Source organism: Allohahella marinimesophila (assembly GCF_039538005.1).
GTDB lineage: Bacteria > Pseudomonadota > Gammaproteobacteria > Pseudomonadales > Oleiphilaceae > Allohahella > Allohahella marinimesophila.
This window is the reverse complement of the sequence record NZ_BAABBO010000024.1, coordinates 43,683-59,810: the sequence shown is the minus strand read 5'-3', so window position 1 is coordinate 59,810 and position 16,128 is coordinate 43,683. Positions and strand designations below refer to the sequence as shown.

The following is a 16,128-nucleotide window of genomic DNA, read 5'->3' as shown; positions in this document are numbered from 1 at the left end:
GCTGAGGACAGTTCATTCGAACGGCGCCAGCATTGCGCGAAGTTCTTCTTCATCGATCACTTTCACACCAAGCGTCTCGGCCTTCTTCAGCTTGCTGCCAGCCTTCGCGCCCGCGATCAACAGGTCAGTCTTCGTTGAGACGGACGATGAGGTGGAGGCACCCAGCGCACGCATTCGGTCTTCGGCTTCATCCCGGGTCATCGTTTCGAGTGAACCGGTGAGGACGACACGCAAACCTTCGAAGGGGCTCCCCTTCCCCGCGAGTGCCGACCCTGCGCCCTCCGCTTTTGCGGGCATTTCAGGTTCGGCCATGGTCACGCCGGCTGCAGCAAGCTTGTCGATGACCTCAAGATTGGCGGGCTGTTCGAAGAACTCGACGACATGACCGGCCACGATTGGTCCGATATCGTGAATCTCTTCAAGCGCGCCCTGATCGGCTTCGCGCAAAGCAGCCATCGAGCCGAAGGCAGAGGCCAGTAAGCGGGCCGTCGTTTCACCGACTTCCCGAATGCCAAGTGCATAGATGACCCGGTTGAAGCTCGCGCCAGTCGAGGCAGCAATGGCTTCGACGAGCTTGGCGGCCGATTTGGCGGCGAAGCGATCAAGCGTTTCGAGTTGATCGGTCTTGAGCAGATAAAGATCGGCGGCTGTTTCGACAAGCTTCGCCTCGAGCAACATCTCCACGACTTTTTCGCCAAGGCCTTCGATGTCCATGGCACGCCGCGACGCAAAGTGGCTGAGGCTGTACTTCCGTTGCGCGGGACAGCTCAAGGGTGCGCTACAGCGGGCTACGGCATTGCCCTCCTCACGCTCGACATCGGCACCACACACTGGACAATGAGTAGGCGCAGCGACGGGCTCTCCGCGTTCAGCAGCTGGCGCTGGAATGACCGAAACAATTTGCGGGATGACGTCACCGGCACGCCGAAGAATGACATCATCGCCGGGCCGGGCATCCAGTCGCGCGATCTCGTCCATATTGTGTAAGGTGGCATTACTCACAGTGACGCCCCCCACCAGCACCGGATTCAGTCGAGCAACAGGCGTGACAGAACCGGTTCGGCCAACCTGAAAATCGATGCTCTGCAGGCGGGTCTGGACTTCTTCGGCCGGGAATTTACGGGCGATGGCCCAGCGCGGTGACCGCGATACGAAGCCAAGCCTCTGTTGCGTGCTGATGGAGTCGATCTTGTAGACGATACCGTCAATCTCGTAAGGCAGCTCAGGCCGCTTTTTCGCGAAGACTTCGTAGTAGTTCAGACAGGCATCGACACCACTCACCAGCGCGATTTCGGCGTTGATCCTGAAGCCCAGTTCGCGCAGGCGCATCAAGCGTTCATGGTGCGAATCCGGCCAATCTGCCTCGTTCGAGAGATACCCTGTGGCATAGATGAAAATTTCGAGCGGGCGACTGGCGGTGATTTTCGGATCGAGCTGACGAAGACTGCCAGCCGCGGCATTCCGAGGATTGGCAAACACCTTTTCACCGGCCGCCTCGGCATTACGATTGATCATGGCAAAGGCAGCCTTGGGCAGCAGTACCTCACCACGAACCTCAAGCACCTCTGGAAATTCGCTACCGCGTAGCTTTACTGGAACCGTGGGTATGGTGCGAATATTGACGGTGATGTCCTCGCCCTCGTAGCCGTCGCCCCGGGTCAGCGCGGTTTGCAGTAAACCATTTTCGTACACCAGGCTCACTGCCAGACCATCGAGCTTGGGTTCGCAGCAGTAACCGAGGTCCTGATTCAAGGCCTCTTCATCGTCATCGGACCCGGCCTCGAGCTTGCCAACGAGTCGCTGGTGGAAACTGCGGAACTCATCCTCACTGAAGGCATTGTCCAGCGACAGCATCGGCAGTCGATGCTTGATAGAGCGAAACTTGCTGCTGGGTTTGGCGCCAACACGCTGGGTTGGCGAATCTGGTGTGACGAGTGAGGGATCAGCTTCCTCGAGCGTCTTCAATCGACGGAAAAGCTGATCGTACTCACTGTCGCTAATGCTCGGAGCGTCGAGAATGTAATAGCGATAGTTGTGCTCGAGCAGCTCTGCCCTGAGCTGCGCTGCCTGCTGTGCTGGGCTGGTCACCGGCAGTTCAGACCTTCACCGACCTGGACTTGCGTTCGAACTCACGGATGGACTGGCGATGGTGCTCGATAGTCTGGCTCGTCATCGCACTATGATCAGCATCGAGCAGCTCGCCGTTGCAGTTTTTCACGATGACCTGCGCAATCTCGATCATGTAGTCGAAGGCCTGGATAGTATTGTCGGGTCCCGGCAACACGAGGATGAGCGCGAGACACGGCGTTCTGAAGCTGATCATGTCTTTCGGGAAGGTGCCGGGTTCGACCGCATTGACCAGCGTGAACTGCACTTCGCCTTCATCAAAATCATCCTCATGACGTACGAAGGTGTCCTGCGCGGTTCGCTGCATGCCGACAGCCTTGAGAATTCTGTCCAGTGTGGCGCCATCAAAGCCCTGCTCGTCTTTCGATACGACGTTGACTACGGTCAGATGCTGAAGCTTCGACGCAGGCTTCGCAGGTTGCTGCTGTTGCTTGGCGCGACTGATCGACTGCACTTTTTCCGTCATCCGACGAACTGGCTCCATCTTCTGCAGAAAGCGCTCCTTGAACCGGCTTTCTTCTTTCGGGGCTGCGGTCTTGCCAGAGGCCGAGGAAAGACCTGCCGGCCCCGACGCCTTACGACCAACACCGCCAGAGCGGCTGCCACGATCATCTTCATCGTCTTCGGCATGCATGGGTTGCTCGACGGCTTCACGCTCGCCTGCCGTCGTGAAAGCGCTGTCGGCCTCACTCATCAACGGTTCATGGGCGTCAGTCTCGGCATTGTCGTAGCGATCATCGCTGTCAATATCATCGTCATCGCTGTCGTTACCACGGCCGTAATCGCCTTCTTCAAACTCATCGCTGGCATAGGCCCGACCTGAACGCTCGTCATCCTCTACCTGCTCATCTAGTTCGACTTGCTCACTGTAACCGAGCGGATCGCCTTCGCGCTCATCAGCCTTGTCATATCCGCCATCCTCATCAAAGCCTGGTTCGACACGTTCGTGGTGCTCTCGCGCCTGCGCCTGCTCCTGCTCGAAAGCCCGGGCTGCTTCTGCATATTTGGCTGAATCCTCGCCTCGACGAATAACCCGGAAGCCGCGGGTAGGCAGCTCGGGATTTTCCATCTCATCGAGCGGGGAGGCATCACCGAGATCGCCGCCAAGGCGCCTGCTCATCTGAAGCTGATCCTTGCGACCGAGGCGCATACGCCTCAGGCCATCGATGATGACACCGAGGATGATGAGGACACCAATGATGATGAGCCATTCACGGAGACTTATGTCCATTCAGCTGCCTTCTTTCTTGTCATGCATAAAAAATAAAGATGGAATATGAACTGCATCTTAACCAGCCTCTTCCACCATCGCCAGCGCCGCTTCCACATCGACTGCCACCATTCTTGAGACACCAGCCTCGTGCATGGTCACGCCGAGCAGATGATCTGCGCGCTCCATTGCTATCTTGTTGTGAGATATATAGATGAACTGAACATGTTCTGACATTTCCTTGACGATATTCGAGTACCTCAGCACGTTTGCGTCGTCCAGCGGGGCATCGACTTCATCCAGCATACAGAAGGGCGCAGGATTCAGCCTGAAGATGGCAAACACGAGTGCGATTGCAGTCAATGCTTTCTCGCCGCCCGACAGCAGATGAATGGTGCTGTTCTTTTTACCGGGAGGTCGGGCCATGATAGCAATGCCGGTGTTCAGGAGGTCATCGCCCGTAAGTTCTAGATAGGCTTCGCCGCCGCCGAAGACTTTCGGGAACAGCTGCTGCAGCCCCTCATTGATGGCGTCGTAGGTTTCCCGGAACTTCTGCCTGGTTTCCCGGTCAATCTTCCGGATCGCATCTTCCAGCGTAGTCAGCGCCGTTTCAAGATCTTCCTGCTGGGCCTGGAGGTATTCTGCTCGCTGCTGCTGTGCCTCATACTCTTCCACCGCCGCCAGGTTGATGGCGCCGAGCTTCTGAATGCGCTCTTCGGTCTGCCGTAGCTCCCCCATGAGTGACTGTTCGAGACCAGCCTGGTCGCTGACTTCCAGTTCGTCGTTGGCCAGAAGTTCCAGTTGCGTGCCCAAGCTTTCGTCCAACCTGTCGAGCACGTCGATCTGCGTCTGCATACCGTGCTGCAATGACACGAGTTCCAGTCGCTGCTTTTCCTGTTCTCCGCGCAGAGACTGGAGCTCTTCGTCCAGAGAGCCGTAGCGAGTGTTCTCTTCGCGAATATCGCTTTCGAGCTCACTCAGCGTAGCGCGCAGCTTAGCCAGCGCCTGCTCCTGCTGGTTCCGTATTTCGAGCAGGCCAGGCAGGGCCGCTTCAAGTTCGGGAATGCTCTGTTGAGCCTTTTCGAGCGTCTGACTCATCTGCGCCAGCTGTGCCTGGCCTCGCGCTTCGGCCTGCTGGCTCTTGGCGAGACTAGTCTGCAACCCTCCAACCCGGCCCTTGAGACCTTCCTGCGCGAGCCTCAACTCCTGAAGGCGTATCTCCTGCTGGCGCACCTCGCTCGCGGCACTGTCATGCTGCTGTTGCAAGGTGGTCACATCGCTCTGCAACGCATCCAGTTCGGGAATGAGCGTATCCAGTGACTGCAGCGCATCGCTCCAGGCTACTTTACAGCTTTGCCGGTGAGCTTCTTCACGGGCCTGCTTTTCCTGTATGGACTCGATCTGCTGGCGAGCCCGGTCGCGCGCCGCTTCAGCCTTTTTGCGGCTTTCCTCGAGCGCGGTCTGCGATGTCTTCAGGCGACTCTCTTCCTGCCCGGTTTCACGTAGAACCTGATTGAACTCACGCTGGGCGGCTTCAAGCCTGTCGAGTTCTGATTGCAGGGACTTGAAGGCGCTGTCCGCCGCCTCGCGTCCCATCTGTCCAGCTTCTACTTCCACCTGCAGACTGGCCAGGCGACGCTGTCGGCCAAGCGCACCATGAAGACTGTCGGTCGCGCCTTTGGTGCTGCTGTCGGCTGAACTGGCGCCAACGGTGTCAGCACAGATCCAGCTTCGGCCAACCGTGACGCCGTCAACGGTACAGAAGTATTCTCCCGCGCCCAGCTGGGCGACGTCTGCCAATGCCGAATGAAGACCGCCAGCGGGTCTAGCCCCCTGTAACCATTCAAGCACCCCCGCAGGTGCCTTCAATTCGAAGGCCGCGTTGGGCTGATCAATAACGGCATCCGATGCCGCTTTGGCTGTCGTCAGCACCAGGCCGGCCGGTAGATTGGCCAGCAGCGCAGGATCGACACCCTGTAGCGTCTCGTGCGAATCGATATGGTAGCCACTCAGGCGTTGCTGCAGTAGCGCCTCGATGCAATGTTCCCACGCGGGGTCGGCCTTGACGAGCTGACGTAGCGGCGTCAATGTCAGCCCTGCTTTCTGTGCCTTTTCGATCCAGTCACGGATGGATCCGGACTGCCGTTTCAGCGCATCCTTTTCCAACTGCTCAAGCATCCGCGTCTCGGTTTCGGCGGCCTGCTGCTTCTGCTGCTGCAGCTGCCCTTCGCGCCGGACTTCCTCGAGCTGGGTTCGTAGCGCTGCAATCTGCGTCTGAGTATCCTCCAGCGCCTGCTCCACTTCCTCGATTCGAGCCTGTGCCGCAGCCAACTGACCACGCAAGACCAGCGCACGCTCATCGCCCTGATCGTCGTTGTCCTGCTGCAGCGCAACGCGAGCCTGTTCGAGCTGATCTTCGAGTTGAGCCAGAAGGCGTTCGGACTGTTGTTGAAGCGACTGTTTGAGCTCGGCTTCCCGCTGCAACTCCCGGCGCCGCGTCTGCATTTCAGTCAGTGTGTACTGTTCGCTTCTGAGCGTCTGCGAGTGAGCCTGCCGCTCGGCACTTGCCTCATGTACCGTTTCAGCGAGCACTTCGATAGCTTCGACAATGGCTTCCTGCTCCTCGAGCAACTCTTCCAGTTGGACCTGTTCGCGTTCAATCTCTTCACCTAGTGCGGCAAGCTCCAGAGCCAGCGTCTCGCGTTCACGCTGCAGTGTGCTGCGTTCGCGAGTGCGACTATTCAGTGCCTGTTCGCATTCAGCCACTTCGCCGCTCGCACCATAGAAGGCTGCCTGCCCTGCGTCGATTGCCTGATGCAGCGCCGAAAGTCGCTCGCGCCCTGCGCTGAGACTGGCTTCGGTCGCCTGACGGCCCAGCAGTCTGTCCTTGATCCGGTCGTTATAGGCTTCTACAGAGGCGGACAGCTGTTCGGCTCTCGCCTGATGTTGTTGCCAGCGAATGGCGGCCAACCTGGCTTCGGCTTGTTTCGCGCTCGCCTTGTATTCAAGATAACGCGCGGCATTTCGCGCCTGGCGCTGCAGTGACTGTAACTGCTTGCCGAGCTCGTCTCTCACGTCCTGCAGGCGCTCGAGGTTTTCGCGGGTGCGGTGGATACGGCTTTCAGTATCCTTGCGCCGCTCCTTGTACTTGGAGATGCCCGCAGCCTCCTCGACAAACACGCGCAGGTCCTCCGGCTTCGACTCCACCAGACGGCTAATCATGCCCTGCTCGATAATGGCGTAACTGCGCGGCCCCAGACCCGTGCCCAGAAAAAGGTCCGTGAGATCACGCTTGCGGGTTTTCTGGCCGTTGATGTAATAGGCCGAGACGCCATCACGGGTGACCATGCGCCGCACGGCGAGCTCATCATACTGCGCAAAGGCACCAGTCACGCGGCCGAGGCAGTTGTCGAAGATGAGCTCGATGGACGCCTGCGAGACTGGCTTGCGGGCCGTAGAACCATTGAAAATGACATCCGCCATCGACTCGCCTCGCAGATGCTTGGCCGAGCTTTCGCCCATGACCCAGCGTACCGCGTCGATGATATTGGACTTGCCGCAACCATTCGGACCCACGATAGCGCTCATGTTACCGGGAAAGCGTACCGTAGTAGGATCGACGAATGACTTGAAACCAGCCAGCTTGATGGACTTGAGTCGCATGCTGCCGGATCAGGCCTGTGGGACTGGAGCAGATTGCCACGCACTTCGACTGCTACCACCTTCTGATGCGATCAGAAATGAGACGAGCAGCTGTTTCTGGTGCTGTGCGAATTCGCTAACGAGACGATTGATGGTGTCTGGATCGCGGAGTCGGACCGCTTCTACCACACCTGAAAAGAAGCGTACGGAATAACGAAACTCCTGGGGATTGTCTTTTGTCGCCAAAAAATACATTCGACTGACCGCGAAGCGAAAATTCTGCAGCGTCTCCGTCAGGAATGGGTTGTTTGCAATCGGCAGACACAGATCCATAAGACCGAAACCTTCTTCTACCAGCTGCTCGGCGTTAATTTCCACCTGACTCGAGAGCCGCTCCAGATGACGAAGATGAGCCTCGAGCGGAGCGAGTTCATCTGGCTGCCAACGTTGAGCTGTCAGCCTCGCCAGGGTGGCGAGCAGCGAGGCGTACATATCGTAAAGTGATTCTGCATCGCTCGCGGTCAGATCAGCCACGACAGCGCCGCGCCGAGCAAAGATATTGACCAGGTGGCGTCGCTCGAGCAGTAGCAAGGCTTCACGCACAGACCCACGGCTGACATTGAGTTCGCCAGCGACCTTAAGCTCCTGCACGCGTTGTTTCGGCGCAAGCGCGCCGGTAATGATCTGTTGTCCGATATACTGGGCGATCTGCTCGGCCAGGCTTTCTGCGGCCTGAAATCTCATTGATGGTTCCGATTGAAAAACTGCATTCCACTATATCACAAGGTCGAGCACTTGAAAGTGCCGTCTGGCCTGTGACAGAGCGCCCTGTGGCTTGGCGGCAATATATTGACGCGGCGCCGCCGATTTTGCTTGACTCTTGGCGAGAACATCAACCCTGCAATTGCAAGCCTATATTTCATATAGAGTTTTGGAAAGTGGCATGAAATACGCTTCATGTACAGCAGAACGGCAACGAATACAGTTGTTTTGCCACACCCAGGACGCGGGAACCACCATGGTCGAGAAGAACATCATCACACTTGCAAGCAGTCGCGAGCCCAGGTCACTGAAGCTCGACCGCCTCAATCAATCACTCATTCGCAAGCTGCAGACTTCGCTCGACCTCGCTGAACTTCTCGACATATTCTTTAGCGAAGCGGCCGACTGGCTCAGCATTGATCGCATGAAGTACAGTTATCAGGGTCGAAATACGACGCTGGCACGAAACGAGAAAGCCAGACATTCGGCAAACTATGGCCTCAAGCTCGAGGGCCAACAGCTGGGTGAACTCACTATTTTCCGGTCAAGCAAGCTGGGCGCGGACGAACTGAACGACTTCGAGTGCATGCTCTCGGCGCTGATCTACCCGCTGCGAAATGCCATCCGCTACCAGGCGGCGCTGGATCTGGCCATGCGCGATCCGCTAACCGGTATCGCGAACAAGATGGCGATGGACGGGCAGCTGCAACGCGAAATCGCGCTGGTTTTCCGACATGCAGAACCAATGTCGGTAATTATGCTGGACCTGGACTTTTTCAAGATGGTCAATGACACCTACGGTCATATGGCCGGTGACGCGGTATTGATGCAAACCGCGACTATCATGCAGGAAGTCTGTCGGGAATCGGATTTTCCCTTCCGCTTTGGCGGCGAGGAGTTCGGTATTATCCTGCCGAAAACTGATGCTGAGGGCGCATCCATCATTGCCGAGCGACTGCGTTTGAAAATCGAGTCCCACCGTTTTTCGTTCAACGGCGCCACGATCCCTTGTACCGCCAGCTTCGGTGTCTCTGCCTACAAACCTGAAGACACCCGCTCTGACCTGCTTTCACGAGCTGACCGCGCCCTTTACAAGGCCAAACAGTCAGGTCGGAACAAGGTTCTGATAGACCTGGGCTGAAAGGTCGGGCGTTCTAGCGATGGCGGCCTTCGTCTGCGCGATAGCTCTTCCTCGAAGACTTCTCTCTCGGTGCCTGAGTTCGCTTGTCCGGCGCCTTGATAGCTGACTTCCTCTGGGCACGATCAACCCGCTCCTGAACTTTCGGCGCCAGTACAGTCACTGGTTTCGGTTCCAGCGACACGGCCTTGTAGAGCGCGGTCACGTCCTTCTGACCAAGCAGATCCCACTGACCCGAGCGAAGCCGTGATGGCAGCGACAGGGTCCCGTAGCTGACCCGCTTCAAGCGGCTGACAATCACGCCCTGCGACTCCCACAAACGTCGGACCTCGCGATTCCTGCCCTCTTTCAGACTCACCATGAACCACTGGTTACTCGAATCACTCGGGTTGACCTGGATGCTGTCGAACTTGGCTGGCCCATCTTCGAGCTCGACACCCGTTTGCAAGGCAGTGATCATGGTATCGTTGACGCGGCCGTTTACCCGCACGAGATAAGAGCGTTCAATTTCATACGATGGATGCATCAGGCGGTTGGCCAGCTCACCGTCAGTCGTCAGCAGCAAGAGCCCTGAAGTATTGATATCCAGTCGACCCACGGCAATCCAGCGGCCACTGACGGGGCGCGGGAGCTTGTCGAACACCGTCGGCCGGCCTTCGGGATCATTGCGTGAACAGATCAGCCCCTCTGGCTTGTTCAGTACAAGCACCTGCACAGAAGCTTCGTCAGCCTTGGCGACCCTGTTGATGACATGACCATCCAGCCTGATGACATCATCAGGCCCAACTCGATCGCCGAGACCAGCCACCTGCTGGTTAACCTTGACGCGTCCTTCGGAAATCAGGACTTCTGCCTGACGGCGCGAAGCGATACCGGCTGCCGCTAGCACTTTCTGCAGCTTTTCAGTGGCCGCTGTATGGGAAGAACTGGTAGAACTCAATGGACAACTCCGGGGTCTTGTTTCAATGCATCCGTCAGGCTGTCGACCAGGCCATCTGCGGATTCGCCTGTATCAGCAATCGTAGGTAACTGTTCCAGGCTTTGCAGGTTAAAGTAATCGAGGAACTGCCTGGTGGTTCCCAGCAAGGCCGGACGGCCTGGCACTTCCTTGTGACCGATAATCTTGATCCACTCCCTCTCCTGAAGCGTTTTCACGATGGACGAGTTGACCGCGACACCTCGAATATCCTCTATTTCTCCACGGGTCACTGGCTGCCTGTAGGCAATAATGGCAAGCGTTTCGAGCAAGGCGCGCGAATATCGCGGCGGCCGTTCATCGAACAGCGCAGACACCCGGTGACTGGCAGCCACACTAGTCTGGAAACGATAGCCACTGGCGAGCTTCTGCAATTCAACCCCGCGCCCATTGTAGCGCTCCATCAATGTGTCCAGTGCAGTCTGCATCTGCAAGGCATCGGCGTTGAGCTCACGGGAGTTCACCAGCGCAAGCAGTTCCGCTATCGACAAAGGTTTGTCGGCGGCAAACAGTAGCGCCTCTACAATGTATTCAAGCGTCATCTGAAACAGACTCACTGATGGCGCTGACGTACACCTGCCCAAAGGCTTCATTCTGGGTCAGTTTGATCATGTGACTTTTCACAAGCTCAAGAACAGCGACAAAGCTGACGATCACACCTGCACGCCCTTCGGCAGGGGTAAACAGTTCCGAAAAAGCCACAAACCTGTTCCCCCCTGACTCACGCCGGCTCTGAATCAGATCAAGAATGCTCGCCATGCGCGAGCGCGTAGAGAGCTTTTCAGGCTTGATCTGATGGTGTTCGAACAGACTGGAACGGTGCAACACGGTTCTGAGTGCTGCGAGCAGATCGTCCAGCTCTACCTCTGGCAGTGGCCGGTGCAGATTGAACACAGGCGTTTCGGCAGAAGCTGCCACAAAATCCCGGTCCATTCTCGGCAACTCATCCATTCGGTCGGCCGCGTTCTTGAATTGCTCGTAAATCTGTAGCCTCCGCAGGAGCTGAGCCCGTGGGTCATCCTCTTCCGCTTCAGCCTCCTGACGACGCGGCAACAGCGAGCGGCTCTTGATCTCGGCCAGCATGGCAGCCATGACCAGATAATCGGCCGCAAGTTCAAAACGCAGCCCCTGCATGGCTTCGATATACTGCATGTACTGCCTGGTGATATGCGTCAGGTTGATATTCAGGATATCAACATTCTGCTTGCGGATCAGATACAGCAGCAAATCCAGCGGGCCTTCAAACTGATCGAGAAAGATCTCGAGCGCATCTGGCGGTATATAGAGATCCTGGGGCGTGTCGAGATAGGGCTCTCCATCCACGATCCCCAGTGGCAGGGCTTGCTGGCCCGATGCAGTATCGCTCAGTCGTAGCCCAGGCCCATGACCTGCCTCACTTCTTCGAGCGTCTGTTTCGCGGCATCGCGCGCCTTGTCATTACCGTCGGCAATAATGCTGCGCACGAGACGCGGATCTTTTTCGAAGCGCTTGGCCCGTTCGCGCATGGGTTGCTGCTCGTCGATGACCGCTTCGGCAACAGGTTTCTTGCACTCGATGCAGCCGATGCCTGCCGTGGTGCAGCCTTCCCATACCCAGGCCTTGGTGGCGTCAGGCGAATACACCTGATGCAGTTGCCAGACCGGACACTTGTCAGGATCGCCGGGATCGCTGCGTCTCACACGTTGCGGATCAGTTTGCATGGTCTTGATCTTCAGTGCGACTTCTTCCGGATCTTCCCGGAGACTGATGAAATTGCCATAGGACTTCGACATCTTCCGGCCATCGAGGCCCGGCATCTTCGAGTCAGGCGTCAACAGAGCCTGTGGCTCCGGCAGAATCACCTTGCCCCCGCCTTCGAGATAGCCCAACAGCCGGTCGCGATCGCTCAATGAAATATTCTGTTGATCCCGCACCAATGCTCGAGCAGTTTCGAGGGCGATATCCTCGCCCTGTTCGGTGTATTTCTTTCGCAGGTTGACGTACAGCTTGGCAGTCTTCTTGCCCATTTTCTTGATAGCGGCTTCAGCCTGAGCTTCGAAATCAGGTTCCCGCCCATAGATATGATTGAAGCGGCGCGCGATTTCGCGAGTCAGCTCAATATGGGACACCTGATCGGCACCCACCGGCACCAGACCAGCCCGATAGATAAGAATGTCCGCACTCTGCAATAGCGGATACCCGAGAAAGCCGTAAGTCGCGAGATCCTTTTCCTTCAGCGCTTCCTGCTGATCCTTGTAGGTTGGCACACGTTCGAGCCAGCCCAGGGGCGCAATCATCGACAACAGAAGGTGCAATTCAGCGTGCTCTGGCACTTTCGACTGAATGAACATTGTAGCCGAGCCAGGGTCGACCCCTGCGGCCAGCCAGTCCAGGATCATTTCCCAAACAGCATCCTGAATGCCCCACGGGGACTCGTAGTGAGTCGTCAGCGCATGCCAGTCTGCCGCGAAGAAAAAGCACTCATACTCGTGCTGCAGTTTTACCCAGTTCTTGAGAACCCCATGATAATGGCCGAGGTGCAACTTGCCTGTGGAGCGCATGCCCGAAAGGATGCGATTTTGCGAATCTACCGAACTCACTTGTAAACCTGTCGAATCATGGAAAGACGATATCCTGCAACAATAAAAAAAGGCGTGCAAACATCCTGTGCTTACACGCCGTTTTTTTGTGTGCTTCGTTCAGTTCAGACCACCGTTAGCGGCAGTCTGAGCTGTCTCAGCTCCAGCCTGTGGCTTTTGCCAGCCCCTTGCCGATATCGGCAAGTGACTTGACCGTAGTAACACCGGCACTTTCGAGCGCAGCAAATTTCTCGTCCGCCGTGCCCTTGCCGCCAGCGATAATGGCACCGGCATGGCCCATGCGCTTACCAGCAGGTGCCGTGACACCAGCGATATAGGATACCACGGGCTTGGTGACATTGTGCTTGATGTACTCAGCAGCTTCTTCTTCAGCCGTGCCACCGATTTCACCAATCATGACAATGGCTTCAGTCTGCGGATCCTGCTCGAAAAGCTTGAGAATATCGATAAAGTTGCTACCCGGAATCGGGTCGCCACCAATACCGACACAGGTCGACTGGCCATAGCCAGCATCCGTGGTCTGCTTGACCGCTTCGTAGGTCAAGGTACCACTTCGTGAAACGATGCCCACCTTGCCTGGCTTGTGGATATGTCCTGGCATGATACCGATCTTGCACTCACCCGGTGTGATGACACCCGGGCAGTTTGGACCGATCAACCTGACACCGAGTTCGTCGCACTTCACTTTCGCATCGAGCATGTCCAGGGTCGGCACGCCTTCAGTGATACAGATAATCAGCTTGATGCCGGCATTGGCTGCTTCCAGGATAGAGTCCTTGCAGAAAGGCGCAGGAACGTAAATCACAGAGGCTTCAGCACCCGTCTGCTCTACAGCTTCGCGAACCGTATTGAATACAGGCAGGTCAAGATGGGTCTGTCCGCCCTTGCCCGGCGTGACACCACCGACCATTTTCGTGCCGTACTCGATCGCCTGCTTGGAGTGGAATGTACCCTGCGAGCCGGTAAAGCCCTGACAGATAACCTTGGTCTCTTTATTGATTAAAATGCTCACGCTTGACCTCCTGCAGCCTTGACCACGGAATCAGCAGCATCGGTCAGGCTTTTTGCAGCAATAATGTTAAGACCGCTATCGGCCAGTCGCTTCGTTCCGAGTTCGGCATTGTTCCCTTCGAGTCTGACAACGACCGGAATTTTTACACCGACCTCCTCGACCGCGCCGATAATGCCGTCAGCGATAAGATCGCAACGCACGATGCCGCCGAAAATGTTGACCAGAACAGCCTTGACCTTGTCATCGGACAGTATGATCTTGAATGCTTCTGTCACGCGCTCCTTGGTCGCGCCGCCGCCAACGTCCAGGAAGTTCGCTGGTTCACCGCCGTGGATCTTGACGATATCCATAGTGCCCATAGCCAGACCAGCACCGTTGACCATGCAACCAATGTTGCCGTCGAGCGCAACGTAGTTGAGCTCCCACTTGGCAGCATGTGCTTCGCGTGCATCCTCCTGACTTGGATCGTGCATGTCTCGCATCTTGCTCTGGCGGTACATCGCATTGCTGTCGACAGTGACCTTGGCATCGAGACAGTGCAGATTGCCTTCACTGGTGATGACCAGTGGATTCACTTCAAGCAGCGCCAGGTCGCATTCGTGGAAAAGCTTGGACAGACCCATGAATATCTTGGTGAACTGCTTGATCTGATCGCCTTCCAGGCCAAGCTGGAAAGCCAGGTCACGACCCTGGTAAGGCTGCGCACCGACCAGGGGATCGATGACTGCTTTCAGAATTTTCTCAGGTGTCTCTTCCGCAACTTTTTCAATTTCCACGCCGCCTTCGGTGGAGGCCATGAATACAACTCGTCGTGACCCACGGTCGACGACCGCACCCAGATAGAACTCCTGGGCGATATCAGTGCAGCTTTCCACGAGAATCTTGTTGACCGGCTGACCCTTCTCGTCGGTCTGATAAGTGACAAGGTTCTTGCCCAGCCACTTTTCAGCAAACTCGCGTATCTCTTCCTTGGACTTGACCAGCTTCACGCCACCGGCCTTGCCGCGTCCGCCGGCGTGAACCTGCGCCTTCACGACCCATTTCGAGCCACCAATTTCATCGGCAGCCGACATGGCTTCCTGCGCCGATTCACAAGCGAAACCCTTTGAAACGGGCAGACCATACTGGGCGAACAGCTGCTTACCCTGATACTCATGTAAATTCATAACTCTCTTCCTTCTCCGTGGCGACGATCAGGCCGCCTGGACGTTGTGGTCACGCGGTAGGGCGCTTCTTCTTCTGTGCAATATGTATTGCGTGCCCATCGACAGCGAGGGCAGCCTCGTGGACCGCCTCCGACAGGGTCGGGTGAGCAAATACAGTCAGCGCCAGATCTTCAGCACTCGATCCGAACTCCATGGCAATGACCGCCTGCGCGATCATTTCCGAAGCCTGCGGACCGATGATGTGAACACCGACAATCCTGTCTGTCTTTTCGTGAGCGATAATCTTGACCAGCCCCATCGTGGCATCTGCAGCCATCGCACGACCGTTGGCCGCGAAGGGGAAGGTTCCGACCTTGTAAGGTTCGCCGGAAGCCTTCAACTGCTCTTCAGTCTTGCCAACCCAGGCAATTTCGGGATGGGTATAGATGACCCATGGAATGGTGTCATAGTTCACCTGAGCTTTCTGACCAGCGATACGCTCTGCGACCATGATGCCCTCTTCCGAGGCCTTGTGCGCCAGCATTGGGCCGCGGACGCAATCACCGATAGCATAAACGCCCGGAACATTGGTCATGCAGTTGTCGTCGGCATAGATGAAGCCGCGCTCGTCCAGGTTTACGTTGGAATCTGCTGACAGGAGGTTCTCGGTGACGGGGCCTCTACCCACGGCAACGATCAGCTTGTCGACCTTGATTTCCTGCTCACCCTTGCTATCGGTATAGGTCACTTTGACCTTGCCGCGGCTGACTTCAGTGGCCGTAACCCGTGCACGGAGTCGAATGTCGAGGCCCTGTTTGGTAAATTGCTTCAGGGCGTCTTTCGCGAGCTGCTGGTCGACACCAGCCAGGAAGGTATCAAGCGCCTCAAGTACGACGACTTCGGACCCAAGCCGCGACCAGACGCTACCAAGCTCGAGTCCTATGACACCCGCACCAATGACGCCGAGCTTCTTTGGTACTTCATCGAAGCTCAGAGCACCTTCAGAATCGACGATATGTTCACCGATCGGTGCTGGTGGAATCTCAATGGGCTTCGAACCTGTTGCGAGAACAACGTTTCCGGCTTCGTAAACTGTACTGTTGCCCTTGGCATCAGTCACTTCGACCTGCTTGTTGGACAGGAGCTTGCCGAAACCCTGGATGGAAGTCACACCATTGGATTTGAAGAGACCAGCGATGCCGGTCGTCAGATTCTTCACAATGCCGTTCTTTCGCTCCATCATCTTGCCAAGATCAACAGAGACCTCGCCAACATTGATGCCGTGGACGTCGAAACGGTGTTTGGCATCTTCCAGCTTGTGTGATGACTCCAGAAGCGCCTTCGAAGGAATGCAGCCGATGTTGAGACAGGTACCACCGAGAACGGCCTTCCCTGCATCGTTCGTCCATTTCTCCACACAGGCGGTCTTCAAACCGAGCTGAGCCGCCTTGATAGCGGCGACATAGCCGCCAGGCCCTGACCCTATTACGATTACGTCAAATTTCTCTGCCATCTGTATATGTCCCGAATGCTTTAT

Annotated in this window: 12 protein-coding genes; 1 reads left to right on the top strand and 11 read right to left on the bottom strand. The window is 56.7% G+C overall.

Features of this window, described 5'->3' with window-relative positions:
• Window positions 1-12 precede the first annotated feature (12 nt).
• From ligA to ABD735_RS19895, 4 genes are read right to left on the bottom strand one after another with little or no spacing between them, the layout of a single operon-like run.
• Window positions 13-2,088, bottom strand: a complete 2,076-nt coding sequence (gene ligA, locus ABD735_RS19910) for an NAD-dependent DNA ligase LigA (protein WP_344809814.1) — start codon at window positions 2,086-2,088, stop codon at window positions 13-15.
• A gap of 7 nt (window positions 2,089-2,095) precedes the next feature.
• Complete coding sequence (locus ABD735_RS19905; protein ID WP_344809812.1) at window positions 2,096-3,358, bottom strand: cell division protein ZipA; 1,263 nt, start codon at window positions 3,356-3,358, stop codon at window positions 2,096-2,098.
• A gap of 57 nt (window positions 3,359-3,415) precedes the next feature.
• Window positions 3,416-7,000, bottom strand: coding sequence for a chromosome segregation protein SMC (smc, locus tag ABD735_RS19900; protein WP_344809810.1), 3,585 nt, complete (start codon window positions 6,998-7,000; stop codon window positions 3,416-3,418).
• 9 nt (window positions 7,001-7,009) lie between these two features.
• Window positions 7,010-7,723, bottom strand: a complete 714-nt coding sequence (locus ABD735_RS19895) for a GntR family transcriptional regulator (RefSeq protein ID WP_344809808.1) — start codon at window positions 7,721-7,723, stop codon at window positions 7,010-7,012.
• Between the two features lie 199 nt (window positions 7,724-7,922).
• On the opposite strand from ABD735_RS19895, the gene ABD735_RS19890 reads away from it, so the two are divergent.
• Window positions 7,923-8,882, top strand: a complete 960-nt coding sequence (locus ABD735_RS19890; protein WP_344809806.1) for a GGDEF domain-containing protein — start codon at window positions 7,923-7,925, stop codon at window positions 8,880-8,882.
• Window positions 8,883-8,895: 13 nt separating this feature from the next.
• Here ABD735_RS19890 and rluB read toward each other — a convergent pair whose 3' ends face one another.
• The 7 genes from rluB to lpdA form a co-directional block, all read right to left on the bottom strand.
• Window positions 8,896-9,819 carry a 23S rRNA pseudouridine(2605) synthase RluB gene (gene rluB, locus ABD735_RS19885; protein ID WP_344809804.1) on the bottom strand — a complete coding sequence of 308 codons (924 nt, stop codon included), beginning with the start codon at window positions 9,817-9,819 and terminating at the stop codon, window positions 8,896-8,898.
• On the bottom strand, window positions 9,816-10,412 hold the full coding sequence (scpB, locus tag ABD735_RS19880) for an SMC-Scp complex subunit ScpB (RefSeq protein WP_344809802.1): 597 nt from the start codon (window positions 10,410-10,412) through the stop codon (window positions 9,816-9,818). Before scpB ends, rluB begins: the two co-directional genes overlap by 4 nt.
• A complete protein-coding gene (locus ABD735_RS19875) occupies window positions 10,387-11,178 on the bottom strand; it encodes a segregation and condensation protein A (protein ID WP_344809800.1) in 792 nt (263 codons plus the stop codon). Before ABD735_RS19875 ends, scpB begins: the two co-directional genes overlap by 26 nt.
• Before the next feature lie 41 nt (window positions 11,179-11,219).
• Window positions 11,220-12,434: a tryptophan--tRNA ligase gene (locus tag ABD735_RS19870; protein ID WP_344809798.1), complete on the bottom strand. Its 1,215-nt coding sequence runs from the start codon at window positions 12,432-12,434 to the stop codon at window positions 11,220-11,222.
• 136 nt (window positions 12,435-12,570) lie between these two features.
• On the bottom strand, window positions 12,571-13,446 hold the full coding sequence (sucD, locus tag ABD735_RS19865; protein ID WP_344809796.1) for a succinate--CoA ligase subunit alpha: 876 nt from the start codon (window positions 13,444-13,446) through the stop codon (window positions 12,571-12,573).
• A complete protein-coding gene (gene sucC / locus ABD735_RS19860; RefSeq protein WP_344809794.1) occupies window positions 13,443-14,612 on the bottom strand; it encodes an ADP-forming succinate--CoA ligase subunit beta in 1,170 nt (389 codons plus the stop codon). Before sucC ends, sucD begins: the two co-directional genes overlap by 4 nt.
• A gap of 49 nt (window positions 14,613-14,661) precedes the next feature.
• The gene (lpdA, locus tag ABD735_RS19855) at window positions 14,662-16,104 is read right to left on the bottom strand and encodes a dihydrolipoyl dehydrogenase (RefSeq protein ID WP_344809792.1); all 1,443 of its coding nucleotides are present in this window, start codon (window positions 16,102-16,104) and stop codon (window positions 14,662-14,664) included.
• Between the last annotated feature and the right edge of the window lie 24 nt (window positions 16,105-16,128).

Bases quoted from the DNA above. Each gene is read 5' to 3' on its own strand.
- lpdA (WP_344809792.1), bottom strand. From the start codon at position 16,104: ATGGCAGAGAAATTTGACGTAATCGTAATAGGGTCAGGGCCTGGCGGC.
- smc (WP_344809810.1), bottom strand. From the start codon at position 7,000: ATGCGACTCAAGTCCATCAAGCTGGCTGGTTTCAAGTCATTCGTCGAT.
- ABD735_RS19890 (WP_344809806.1), top strand. From the start codon at position 7,923: ATGAAATACGCTTCATGTACAGCAGAACGGCAACGAATACAGTTGTTT.
- ABD735_RS19895 (WP_344809808.1), bottom strand. From the start codon at position 7,723: ATGAGATTTCAGGCCGCAGAAAGCCTGGCCGAGCAGATCGCCCAGTAT.
- sucC (WP_344809794.1), bottom strand. From the start codon at position 14,612: ATGAATTTACATGAGTATCAGGGTAAGCAGCTGTTCGCCCAGTATGGT.
- ABD735_RS19905 (WP_344809812.1), bottom strand. From the start codon at position 3,358: ATGGACATAAGTCTCCGTGAATGGCTCATCATCATTGGTGTCCTCATC.